The following is an 11,447-nucleotide window of genomic DNA, read 5'->3' on the forward strand; positions in this document are numbered from 1 at the left end:
CGACAGTTTTACGGTGGCCCAAAAAAACAAGAGCAATCGAAAGCGCTAAAGCAACAGCAACAACAAGATCAACAACAAGATCAACAACAAGATCGACTGCCATCGCAACTGCGAAAGCAATTTCTAGATCAACAACCGCTCCGATAACCAATGCGAGCGTCGCAGTAAACAAAAGCCGCGATGCCCAGCTGTTTGCCAGCACGCGCGTGATCTGTGAGATGGGTGGCGGGTACGCGGTTCCAGGACCGTTGGGCGCCATGGATGGCGCCCACGAGCCCCCAGGGATGGGTTCACGGCGTGTCCCGGCAGGGTCTACCGCCTCGCGCCGCGCGCGGGGATGACCAGCACCGACACCCCAACTGGCACAGCCCTTGCACCGCCCCTCACATCGTCCTGTGGGAGCGCGCCATGCCCAATCTGATTTCCGACTATCTGGGGGTCCATGCCCAGGCCATGCCGTTGCGCGAGCAGCGCATGAAGCTGATCGCCAGCAACCTGAGCAATGCCGACACCCCCGGCTACAAGGCCCAGGACCTGAACTTCGACGCCGCCCTGCGCAATGCCCAGGGCCTGGACAGCAATGGCCTCATGAAAACCACCAACGAACAGCATTACACCCTCGGCGGCGGGCTCAACCCCTTCCAGATCACCAAGGAAGGCGTGCAGCCCAGCATCGACGGCAACACCGTCGACCCCGATGCCGAACGGGCCGCCTACGGCCGCGCCGCGCTGGAATACCGCGCCTCGCTCAGCTTCGTCGAATCCAAGGTGCGCTCGATGCTCACCGCCATCACGGGCCAATAAGCCATGAGCAACCTGCCCATTTTCGATATCGCCGGATCGGCCCTGCAGGCCCAGTCGGTGCGCATGAGCACCCTGGCCTCCAACCTGTCCAACGCCGATACCGTCTCCGGCTCGGCCGATGCGGTCTACAAGCCGCTCGAGCCGATCTTCCAGTCGGTCACCAGCCGCACCGACCCCAACGTCACCACCGTGCAGGTCAAGGAAATCAGCCAGAGCAACGCGGCGCCGATCAAGCGCTACGAGCCCGGCCACCCGCTCGCCGATGGCGACGGCTACATCTACCAGCCCGACGTCGACCCGGTCGCGCAGATGGTCAACCTCATCTCGACCTCGCGCAATTACCAGGCCGGCGTGGAGATGCTCAGCACCGCCAAGGAACTGGCGCTGGCCACCCTGACCATGGGTCGCTGACCCTCTTTTTCACAGGACATACCGTCATGAGCAGCACCAGCGGCGTCGGCCAGGGCAGCAGCGATATCTATACCGCGCTCGGCCTCAACGCACCCAACAGCGACACCAGCAAGAAGAAAAGCACCCTGGACCAGGCCGACTTCCTGCGCCTGATGACCGAGCAGCTGCAGCACCAGGACCCGCTCAAGCCCATGGACAACACCCAGATGGTGGCGCAGATGGCGCAGCTGTCCCAGGTGCAGGGCATCACCGACCTCAACACCACGGTGAAGGGGTTCCAGGACCAGATGTCCGGCGACCAGATCCTGCGCGGCGCCGCGCTGGTCGGCCACGACGTGCTGATCCCCTCGGGCAAGTGGTCGCTGGAGGCCGAGGGCGGCACCAACGGCATGGTCGCTGCCTCCGGCCCCGGCTTTGTCAACGTGGAGATCACCGACGCCAACGGGGTCAAGGTCAACACGCTGAGCGTGGAAGCCAAGGCCGCCGGCGAAGTCACCTTCCAGTGGGACGGCAAGGACGCCAACGGCAACCGCATGGCACCGGGCAGCTACACCATCGCCGCCACCTTCACCGACAGCGCCGGTGCCAAGACCAAGGCCAACACCTACGTCGAAGCGCCCGTGGAAAGCGTCACGGTCGGTTCGGACGGGCTGTACCTCAACCTCAAGGGCCTGGGTACGGCCCCGATCGACTACGTGCTCCGCATCAGCTGAGCCGCCCCACCCCGCATACCAGGAGCAATCCCATGGGCTTCAACATCTCGTTGTCCGGCATCAACGCAGCCAATGCCGACCTGAACGTCACCGCCAACAACATCGCCAACGTCAACACCACCGGTTTCAAGGAATCGCGCGCCGAGTTCGCCGACCTGTTTTCGGCCACCAGCTACGGCCTGTCCAAGAACGCGGTGGGGTCCGGCGTGCGCCTGACCACCGTGGCCCAGCAGTTCTCGCAGGGGAACAACGAGCAGACCGGGCGCAGCCTGGACATGGCCATCTCCGGTGAGGGCTTCTTCACCATGACCATGAACGGTGCCCGCGTGTACTCGCGCGCCGGCAACTTCCAGACCGACCAGGCCGGCTACGTGACCAACCCGCAGGGCGCGCGCCTGCAGGTGTTCGCGCCCAACGCCGACGGCACCAGCTTCGACGCCGGCCGCCTGGTCGACCTGCAGCTGCTGACCACCGACAGCCCGCCCAAGCAGACCAGCAAGGTCAACGTGAGCTTCACCCTGCCGGCCGACGCCAAGGTGCCCACGGTCACCCCGTTCAGCCCGACCGACTCCAACAGCTACAGCCAGTCCACCGGCGGCATCACCGTGTACGACTCGCTGGGCGTCAGCCACACCCAGACCTCCTACTTCGTCAAGACCGGCACCGCCAACCAGTGGCAGGTCCACAACTACGTGGACGGCCAGTCGGTGGGCACCCCGACCACGCTGGAGTTCAACAACGCCGGCGCGCTGACCACCCCGGCCAACGGCCAGATCACCATGACCCCGTTCACCCCCAGCACCGGCGCCGGCCAGCTGGCGCTGACGCTGGACATCAGCGGCTCCACCCAGTACGGGGAGAAGTTCGCGCTGCGCAACACCCAGCAGGACGGCTACGCGGCCGGCAAGCTCAACGAGATCACCGTGTCCGAGGAAGGCGTGGTCTACGCGCGCTACTCCAACGGCGATGACAAGCCGCTGGGCCAGGTGGCCCTGACCACCTTCAACAACGCGCAGGGGCTGGAAGCCAAGGGCAACAACCTGTGGGTGGAGACCTTCAACTCGGGCACCCCGCGCACCGGCGCGCCGGACAGTTCCAACCTGGGCAAGGTGCAGGCCGGTTCGCTGGAAGCCTCCACGGTCGACCTGACCGAGCAGCTGGTCAACATGATCACCGCCCAGCGCAACTTCCAGGCCAACTCGCAGATGGTCTCGACCATGGACCAGATCACCCAGACCATCATCAACATCCGTTGATGAGCCACTGACCGCATCACGGGACTACAACGATGGACAAGGCGCTCTACGTGGCGATGACCGGTGCACGTGCCTCGCTGCAGGCGCAGGGCACGCTCTCGCACAACCTGGCCAACACCGATACCCCTGGCTTCAAGGAGGCCCTCGCCAACACCGAGGCCTTCCCGATCAAGGGCACCGGCTACGCCTCGCGCGTGGACGCCCTGCACGTGGACGCCGGCTTCAACCGGCGGATGGGGGCCCAGCAGATCACCGGCAACCCGCTGGACCTGTCGCTGCAGGCGGGCAACTGGCTGGCGGTGCAGGCCCCGGCCGGTGGCGGCGAAGCCTACACCCGTGGCGCGGCGCTCTCGATCACGCCCAATGGCCAGCTGGTGACCGCCGGCGGCCATCCGGTGCTGGATGAGAACGGCGCGCCGATCGCCATTCCGCCGCACCAGGCGATGGACATCGGCAACGACGGCACGATCTCGATCATCCCGCTGGGCGAAGGCCCGCAGACGATGGCCAACATCGGCCGGATCCGCGTGGTGGCCGCTGCCGACGAGCGCCTGGAGCGCGGGCTGGACGGCCTGATGCGCAACAGCGACCCGCAGCAGCCATTCGTGCAGGCCCAGGGCAAGTCGCTGGAAAGCGGCCAGCTGGAAGGCAGCAACGTGGATGCCGCCGGCGCGCTGGTGCAGATGATCCAGCTGCAGCGCCAGTACGAAATGCAGGTGAAGGTGATCAAGCACGGCGACGACAACGCGCGCAGCGCCAACAGCCTGCTGCGCCTGGGCGGCTGAGCCCGGCCGCGCCGGCGACGGAAACCCGGCGCCGGTTTGGCACGCGCCATGCATCGCTCCCTGTGAAGGCCGCCCCATGCGGCCCCCCGCAACAGACCAAGGAACATCGCCATGAACCAGGCACTGTGGATTGCCAAGACCGGACTGGATGCGCAGCAGACGCGCATGTCGGTGGTGTCCAACAACCTCGCCAACACCAACACCACCGGTTTCAAGCAGGACCGGGCCAGTTTCGAGGACCTGCTGTACCAGCAGGTGCGCCAGCCTGGCGGTGCCTCCTCGGCCCAGACCCAGCTGCCGACCGGCCTGCAGATCGGCACCGGCGTGCGCGTGGTGGCCACCTCCAAGAATTTCGAACAGGGCAGCCAGCAACAGACCGGTCGCGCGCTTGACGTAATGGTCAACGGCCGCGGCTTCTTCGAAGTGCAGATGCCCGACGGCAGCTCGGCCTACACGCGCGACGGCTCGTTCAAGATCAACCAGCAGGGCGAACTGGTCACCAACAGCGGCTACCCGGTGCAGCCGGGCATCCAGATCCCCGAAGGCGCGCAGTCGCTGACCATCGGCACCGACGGCACCATCAGCGTGAAGATGGCCGACGACGCGGCCTCGGTGGAAATCGGTGCGCTGACCCTGACCGACTTCGTCAATCCGGCGGGCCTGCAGGCACGCGGCGAGAACCTGTTCCTGGAAACCACCGCTTCGGGCCCCGCGCAGAACGGCAACCCCGGCCTGAACGGCCTCGGCGGCGTGGTGCAGGGCGCGCTGGAAGGCAGCAACGTCAACGTGGTCGAAGAGCTGGTGTCGATGATCGAAACCCAGCGCGCCTACGAAATGAATGCCAAGGCGATCTCCACCACCGACGCGATGCTCGGCTACCTCAACCAGAACGTCTGATCGGTCCAAACGGGAACCCTGCCATGTCGCCCCTGCGCCCTACCCTTCGCCTGCTCCTGGCCAGCTCCGTGGTCGCCCTGCTGGGCGGCTGCGTCATCGCTGGCGACGTGCGGCCCTACCCGGCGATGGCGCCGGTCACCCCGATCGTGGCGCCGACCGCGCAGGCCACCGCCGGTGCGATCTACGCGGCCGGCCCCGGCCTGCAGCTGTACTCGGACCGGCGCGCGCGCGACGTGGGCGACCTGCTCACCATCACCCTGACCGAAAGCACCACCGCCCAGACCACGGCCAATACCACCACCGCCAAGGAATCGGAGCTGAGCATCGGCACCCCGACCCTGTTCGGCGCGCCGGTCACCCTGGGCGGCAAGGACATCCTGGCAGCCAGTGCCGGTGGCTCGCGCGACTTCACCGGCAAGGGCACCAGTGCCCAGAGCAACCGCCTGCAGGGCAGCGTGACGGTCACGGTGGTGCAGCGCCTGCCCAACGGCAACCTGGTGGTCCAGGGCGCCAAGAACCTGCGGCTCAACCAGGGCGATGAACTGGTGCAGGTGCAGGGCATCGTGCGCGCCGCGGACATCTTCCCCGACAACACCATTCCTTCCAGCCGCGTGGCCGATGCGCGCATCGTCTACGGCGGCCGTGGCCCGGTGGCCCAGTCCAATGCGATGGGCTGGCTGAGCCGCTTCTTCAACTCGGCGTTGACGCCGTTCTGAGCCTGACATGACCTTCTTCTTCTCCCTGTTTGGGCCGCGACGCGCCACGGCAATGCAGCGACGCGTCGCGTCGCCCTGCCTGGCGCTGCTGGCCCTGTTCGCGGTGGTGGGCCCGGCATCGGCCGAGCGCATCAAGGACCTGGCCCAGGTGGGCGGCGTGCGCACCAACGCGCTGGTCGGCTACGGCCTGGTGGTGGGCCTGGATGGCAGCGGCGACCGCACCAGCCAGGCGCCCTTCACGGTGCAGAGCCTGAAGAACCTGCTGGGCGAGCTGGGCGTCAACGTGCCGGCCAACGTCAACCCGCAGCTGAAGAACGTGGCCGCGGTGGCGATCCACGCCGAGCTGCCGCCGTTTGCCAAGCCTGGCCAGCCCATCGACATCACCGTGTCCTCGATCGGCAACGCGGTCTCGCTGCGCGGCGGCTCGCTGCTGATGGCCCCGCTGCGCGGCGCCGATGGCCAGGTGTATGCGATCGCCCAGGGCAACCTGGTGGTCGGCGGTTTCGGTGCGCAGGGCAAGGATGGCTCGCGGGTGTCGGTGAACGTGCCCAGCGTGGGGCGCATCCCCAACGGCGCCACGGTCGAGCGCGCGCTGCCGGACGTGTTCAGCGGCGGCGGCGACATCACCCTGAACCTGCACAAGAACGACTTCACCACGGTCTCGCGCATGGTGGCCGCCCTCAACAACGCCTTTGGCGATGGCGCCGCGCGCGCGATCGACGGGGTGACGGTGGCGGTGCAGTCGCCCAGCGACCCCGGCGCACGCATCGGGCTGCTGGCCCGCATCGAGAACCTGGAACTCACCCCCGGCAGCGCGCCGGCCAAGGTGGTGGTCAACGCCCGCACCGGCACGGTGGTGATCGGCGCGCAGGTGCGCGTGGGCGCGGCGGCCATCTCGCACGGCTCGCTTACCGTGACCATCAACGAAAACACCAACGTCAGCCAGCCCAACGCATTCGGCAATGGCCAGACCGTGGCCACGCCGCAGTCCACCATCACCGCCACCAACGAGGGCAGCCGCATGTTCAAGTTCAGCGGTGGCACCACGCTGGATGAGATCGTGCACGCGGTCAACGCGGTGGGCGCGGCCCCCGGCGACCTGATCGCCATCCTGGAAGCCCTCAAGCAGGCCGGTGCGCTGAGCGCCGAGCTCGAGGTGATCTGACATGCGCATCACGCCCGCACTGGAGCTCAACCCGGCCCAGGCCAACAGCCCGGCCAAGGTGGACAAGGTGGCGCGCCAGCTGGAAGGCCAGTTCGCGCAGATGCTGGTCAAGAGCATGCGCGATGCCAGCTTCGGCGATTCGCTGTTCCCCGCCGAAAACACCATGTTCCGCGAGATGTACGACCACAAGATCGCCGAGGCGATGACCCGCGGCCGCGGCCTGGGCCTGTCGGCGATGATCAGCCGCCAGCTCGGCGGTGGCCAGGACGAGGCCGCCAAGCCCACCGATACCGCACTGAACCCGGCCGCGGCACTGCGTGCCTACCGGCTCAACGCGCCGGCCGCCGCGCCCATGGCGTTGCCGGCCACCGGCACGCCGGCCGAGGCACCGGCCGAGGTGGACATGCTGCAGCAGCTGCGCGGTGCCGACCCGTCGGCGGTGCTGCAGCCGATGGAACGCGCGCTGGACCTGATCGCCGGCCGCGAGAGCAGCCAGATGCACGAGGCGATCGGGCGCAGCGATCCGTACGCGGCCGCCCCGGGCGTGAGCGACCCCACCCAGGAAAACTGGGCCGCGCTGGCCAATGACCGCTGGAGCGGCGTCAACGACGCCGCCGGCAGCCGTGGCCCCAGCGCGGTGGACACGCTGGCGGCCAACACCGCCGCCGCCCGCCTGGGCCCGCACACGCCGGAAGGCTTCGTGGCCAGCATCTGGGGCCACGCCCAGCAGGCCGCGCGTGAACTTGGCGTGGATGCCAAGGCGCTGGTCGCCCAGGCCGCGCTGGAAACCGGTTGGGGCCGCAAGCTGATCCAGCGCAACAACGCCGGTGGCAGCTCGCACAACCTGTTCGGGATCAAGGCCAATGGCTGGAGTGGCGAGCGCGCCACCACCGGCACCCACGAGTATGTGGATGGCGTGCGCCGCAACGAAACCGCCAGCTTCCGCGCCTATGCCTCGGTGGGCGAGAGCTTTGCCGACTACGTGAAACTGCTCAAGAACAGCCCGCGCTACCAGAACGCGCTGCAGGCCGGCGCCGACGTGCGCGGCTTCGCGCAGGGCCTGCAGAAGGCCGGCTACGCCACCGATCCCAGCTACGCGGCCAAGATCGCCGCGATCGCCGGCGGCCCGACCATCCAGCGCGCCATCGCCGCGGTGGGCGATGCCAGCCAGCGCCTGGGCCAGACCTTTGCCAGCACCGCCAGCCCGACCGGGCTGGGTGTCATCCGTCGTTGAGGTAACCCATGTCCAGCGTACTTTCCACCGGCACCAGCGCCCTGCTCGCCTTCCAGCGGGCGCTGGCGACCACCAGCCACAACGTGGCCAACATCAATACGCCCGGCTACAGCCGGCAGAAGGTGGACTTCGCCACCGCCAACCCGCAGAACTTCGGCTATGGCGACGTGGGCAACGGCACCCGCATCACCGACATCCGCCGGGTGGCCGACCAGCTGGCGATCTCGCGGCTGCTTGACGGCAGTGGCGAGCTGGCGCGCCTGAAGCAGCTGTCGAGCATGGCCGACCGCGTCGATGCGATGTTCTCCGATACCGCCACCAACGTGGCCGGGGTCTGGTCGAGCTTCTTCGATTCGGTCAGTGGCCTGTCCTCCAATGCCTCGGGCACCGCCGACCGGCAGAACATGCTCGATGGCGGCAAGACCCTGGCCGGCCGCTTCCAGCAGCTCAACGGCCAGCTCAACACGCTCAATGGCGAGGTCAACAACGGCCTGATCGCCGGCGCCTCCGAGATCAACCGGCTGGCCAAGGAAATCGCCCAGCTCAACGGGGCCATCGGCGGCAACGCGGCCAATGCCGCCCCGGACCTGCTGGACCGCCGCGACCAGCTGATCGCCAACCTGGTGGGCTACACCGGCGGCAATGCGGTGATGCAGGACGGCGGCATCATGAACGTCTACACGGCCGGCGGCCAGGCGCTGGTGGTGGGCACCACCGCCTCGCGGGTCACCACCGTGACCGACCCGTACATGCCCGAGCGCCTGCAGCTGGCGCTGGAAAGCGCCGGGCAGTCGATCACCCTGCAACCCAAGACCCTGGGCGGCCAGATCGGCGGCCTGCTGGAGTTCCGCGACAGCGTGCTGACCCCCACCCAGGCCGAACTGGGCAAGCTGGCGGTGGGCATGGCCAGCAGCTTCAATGACGTGCACCGCCAGGGCGCGGACCTGTACGGCAACCTCGGCGGGGACTTCTTCAACATCGGCAACCCGCGCATCACCGCCAATGCCAACAACGCCGGCACGGCCAGCATGAGCGCCAGTTTCGGCGACCTGTCCAAGCTGGACGGCCAGAACGTGGTGCTGAAGTTCGACGGCACGCAGTGGCAGGCCAGCCGCGCCGACACGGGCGTGGCCATCCCCATGACCGGTACCGGCAGCGCGGCCGACCCGCTGGTGATCAACGGCGTGGAACTGGTGATGACCGGCACCCCGGCCAGCAACGACCGCATGCTGCTGCAGCCCACCGCCGGCGTGGCCGGTTCGTTGTCGGTGGCCATCACCGATACCTCGCGGATCGCGGCGGCTGCCCCGATCAAGGGCACTGCGGCGCTGACCAACACCGGCACCGGCAAGCTGACCGGGGTGAAGGTGACCGACCACGCCAACGCCGCGCTGCGCAACCCGGCGGCGATCGTGTTCACCAGCGGCACCCAGTACACCCTGGATGGCGCCGGTCCGTTCACCTATACCGCCGGGCAGACGATCAGCGCCAACGGCTGGAGCTTCGTGCTCGACGGTGCGCCCAAGGCCGGTGACAACTTCTCCATCGGGCCGACCCCGGCCGGTTCGTCGGACAACAGCAATGCCTTGCTGCTGGCCAAGGTCGAGCAGGCCAAGGCGTTCAATGACGGCACGGTCACCCTGAGCGGCGCGCTGGGCGGGCTGACCACCCAGGTGGGCGCGGCCGCGCGCTCGGCCGACTATTCGCTGCAGGCCCAGCAGGTGATCACCGACCAGGCCCAGGCCGCGCGCGATACGGTGTCGGGGGTGAACCTGGATGAAGAAGCGGCGGACATGCTTCGCCTGCAACAGGCCTACCAGGCCGCCTCGCAGCTGATCTCCACCGCCGACAGCATGTTCCAGACCATCCTCGGAGCCGTGAGCCGATGAACAACCGCATTTCCACCGGGATGATGTTCAACCAGTCGGTGTCGTTGATGATGGCCAAGCAGGCCAAGATGAGCCACCTGGAGCAGCAGATCGCCACCGGCCGGCGCCTGGTCACCGCCAAGGACGACCCGGTCGCCTCCGGCGCCGCCGTGGGCCTGGACCGCACGCTGGCCTCGCTGGACCGCATGCAGCTCAACGCGGGCAACGTGCAGAACCGGCTGGGCCTGCAGGAAAACGCGCTGGCGCAGGTGGGTGACATGATGGGCCGGATCACCGAGCTGACGGTGTACGCCAACAACCCGGCGCTGGCGGCGGCGGACAAGCAGTCGATGGTGACCGAAATCGAGGCGATCCGCGGCAACCTGCTGGCGCTGGCCAACAGCACCGACGGCACCGGGCGTTATCTGTTCGGCGGCACGGCCGACGGCAGCCCGCCCTTCAGCCAGGTGGATGGGAAGGTGGTCTACAACGGCGACCAGAACCAGCGCCAGGTGGAAGTGGGGCCGGACACGTATGTGCTGGACGCCCTGCCCGGCAGCGAGATCTTCCTGCGGATCGCCACAGGTGATGGGCACGTGGACGGCGCGGGCAATGCGGCCAACACGGGCACGGGGGTGCTGACCAACGTGACCCGCGATGGCACCGACGACTGGAACGGGCAGCCCTTCAGCGTGCGCTTCACCTCGGCCGATCAATACGACCTGCTGGATGCGGGCGGCACGGTGGTGTCGAGCGGGACGATGACGGCCGGCGACGACCTGGTGGTGAACGGGGTGCGCCTGCACATTGACGGCAAGCCGGTGGCGGGCGACCGTTTCGAGGTGAGTCCGTCGAGCAGCCGGGACATCTTCAGCACGCTGGACAGCCTGATCGGATCGTTGAAACTGGATACGGGGACGGCGAGCAAGTCGGCGGCCCAGCAGAACCTGCTGCAAAGCAGCCTGCGCGACGTGGCCCGGGCGTCGGAGCGGATGATCGATTCGCGCGCGGCGGGCGGCGCCCAGCTCAAGGCGCTGGACAATGCGGCGGACATGCGCGAATCCAACGTGGTCACGCTCAAGGGCACGCTGTCGCAGATGCGCGACCTGGACTACGCCGATGCGATCAGCCAGTACCAGCTGGAAAGCACGGCCCTGCAGGCGGCGCAGACGCTGTTCTCGCAGATGCAGCAGATGTCGCTGTTCAACACGTTGCGCTGAGCCGCGACGACAATCCGCCGGGTATGAAGGCCGCGACGCGCTGAGCGTCGCGGCCTTCTGCTTTTCTGGCGGGCTGTTTTTCAAACAGGGCCGAAGATCGACGGCTCGCAAGCGCGTTGCATGACTGGCGTGGGGCACCTACCGATGGCCCCCGGTAGTGCCGGTCGCTGGCCGGCTTGCTGCCGACACCTTGCCTCTGGACGGTCGCAGCCGATGCCGGACGAAGCGGCCTTGCCGTTGGTGTCCTGCCGGCCACCGACCCAGTGTCCGGGTGGGGGGCGTTCCAGAGCGTTCGCATTGGACGTTGGTCGGTCGTGGTTGGGAGCCCCGGTGGCGGTGGGATGCCGGCCAGCGGCCGGCACTACCGTTTCGGTCTTT

12 protein-coding genes are annotated in these 11,447 nt (G+C 67.8%); 11 read left to right on the forward strand and 1 reads right to left on the reverse strand.

Translation table 11 applies throughout. The features are described 5' to 3' along the window. Positions 1–202: hypothetical protein (locus tag RSA25_RS16990; RefSeq protein WP_332810019.1), on the reverse strand; the 202-nt coding region annotated here is incomplete at its 3' end. Between the two features lie 206 nt (positions 203–408). On the opposite strand from RSA25_RS16990, the gene flgB reads away from it, so the two are divergent. From flgB to flgL, 11 genes are all read left to right on the forward strand, one after another. Continuing rightward, positions 409–804, forward strand: a complete 396-nt coding sequence (gene flgB / locus RSA25_RS16995; RefSeq protein ID WP_332810020.1) for a flagellar basal body rod protein FlgB — start codon at positions 409–411, stop codon at positions 802–804. A 3-nt stretch (positions 805–807) separates the two neighbouring features. Continuing rightward, positions 808–1,215, forward strand: a complete 408-nt coding sequence (gene flgC, locus RSA25_RS17000; RefSeq protein ID WP_332810021.1) for a flagellar basal body rod protein FlgC — start codon at positions 808–810, stop codon at positions 1,213–1,215. Positions 1,216–1,241: 26 nt separating this feature from the next. Beyond that, positions 1,242–1,928 (forward strand): flagellar hook capping FlgD N-terminal domain-containing protein, encoded by a 687-nt coding sequence (locus tag RSA25_RS17005; protein WP_332810022.1) that lies wholly within the window; start codon positions 1,242–1,244, stop codon positions 1,926–1,928. Positions 1,929–1,960: 32 nt separating this feature from the next. Continuing rightward, entirely contained in the window at positions 1,961–3,184 is a 1,224-nt protein-coding gene (flgE, locus tag RSA25_RS17010) for a flagellar hook protein FlgE (RefSeq protein WP_332810023.1), read from the forward strand. Positions 3,185–3,216: 32 nt separating this feature from the next. Beyond that, the gene (locus RSA25_RS17015) at positions 3,217–3,969 is read left to right on the forward strand and encodes a flagellar basal body rod protein FlgF (RefSeq protein ID WP_332810024.1); all 753 of its coding nucleotides are present in this window, start codon (positions 3,217–3,219) and stop codon (positions 3,967–3,969) included. 111 nt (positions 3,970–4,080) lie between these two features. Further along, the gene (gene flgG / locus RSA25_RS17020; protein WP_332810025.1) at positions 4,081–4,866 is read left to right on the forward strand and encodes a flagellar basal-body rod protein FlgG; all 786 of its coding nucleotides are present in this window, start codon (positions 4,081–4,083) and stop codon (positions 4,864–4,866) included. A gap of 23 nt (positions 4,867–4,889) precedes the next feature. After that, positions 4,890–5,582 carry a flagellar basal body L-ring protein FlgH gene (gene flgH / locus RSA25_RS17025; protein ID WP_332810026.1) on the forward strand — a complete coding sequence of 231 codons (693 nt, stop codon included), beginning with the start codon at positions 4,890–4,892 and terminating at the stop codon, positions 5,580–5,582. Between the two features lie 52 nt (positions 5,583–5,634). Then, entirely contained in the window at positions 5,635–6,747 is a 1,113-nt protein-coding gene (locus RSA25_RS17030; protein WP_332810027.1) for a flagellar basal body P-ring protein FlgI, read from the forward strand. Between the two features lies 1 nt (position 6,748). Continuing rightward, entirely contained in the window at positions 6,749–7,981 is a 1,233-nt protein-coding gene (locus tag RSA25_RS17035; RefSeq protein ID WP_332810028.1) for a glucosaminidase domain-containing protein, read from the forward strand. Positions 7,982–7,989: 8 nt separating this feature from the next. Next, complete coding sequence (gene flgK, locus RSA25_RS17040) at positions 7,990–9,870, forward strand: flagellar hook-associated protein FlgK (RefSeq protein WP_332810029.1); 1,881 nt, start codon at positions 7,990–7,992, stop codon at positions 9,868–9,870. Then, entirely contained in the window at positions 9,867–11,069 is a 1,203-nt protein-coding gene (gene flgL / locus RSA25_RS17045) for a flagellar hook-associated protein FlgL (protein ID WP_332810030.1), read from the forward strand. Before flgK ends, flgL begins: the two co-directional genes overlap by 4 nt. Positions 11,070–11,447: the final 378 nt, after the last annotated feature.

This window comes from Stenotrophomonas sp. (genome assembly GCF_036662295.1).
Classification (GTDB): domain Bacteria; phylum Pseudomonadota; class Gammaproteobacteria; order Xanthomonadales; family Xanthomonadaceae; genus Stenotrophomonas.

Bases quoted from the DNA above. Each gene is read 5' to 3' on its own strand.
- RSA25_RS17015 (WP_332810024.1), top strand. From the start codon at position 3,217: ATGGACAAGGCGCTCTACGTGGCGATGACCGGTGCACGTGCCTCGCTG.
- RSA25_RS17005 (WP_332810022.1), top strand. From the start codon at position 1,242: ATGAGCAGCACCAGCGGCGTCGGCCAGGGCAGCAGCGATATCTATACC.
- flgE (WP_332810023.1), top strand. From the start codon at position 1,961: ATGGGCTTCAACATCTCGTTGTCCGGCATCAACGCAGCCAATGCCGAC.
- flgK (WP_332810029.1), top strand. From the start codon at position 7,990: ATGTCCAGCGTACTTTCCACCGGCACCAGCGCCCTGCTCGCCTTCCAG.
- flgH (WP_332810026.1), top strand. From the start codon at position 4,890: ATGTCGCCCCTGCGCCCTACCCTTCGCCTGCTCCTGGCCAGCTCCGTG.
- flgL (WP_332810030.1), top strand. From the start codon at position 9,867: ATGAACAACCGCATTTCCACCGGGATGATGTTCAACCAGTCGGTGTCG.
- RSA25_RS17030 (WP_332810027.1), top strand. From the start codon at position 5,635: ATGCAGCGACGCGTCGCGTCGCCCTGCCTGGCGCTGCTGGCCCTGTTC.
- flgB (WP_332810020.1), top strand. From the start codon at position 409: ATGCCCAATCTGATTTCCGACTATCTGGGGGTCCATGCCCAGGCCATG.
- RSA25_RS17035 (WP_332810028.1), top strand. From the start codon at position 6,749: ATGCGCATCACGCCCGCACTGGAGCTCAACCCGGCCCAGGCCAACAGC.
- flgC (WP_332810021.1), top strand. From the start codon at position 808: ATGAGCAACCTGCCCATTTTCGATATCGCCGGATCGGCCCTGCAGGCC.
- flgG (WP_332810025.1), top strand. From the start codon at position 4,081: ATGAACCAGGCACTGTGGATTGCCAAGACCGGACTGGATGCGCAGCAG.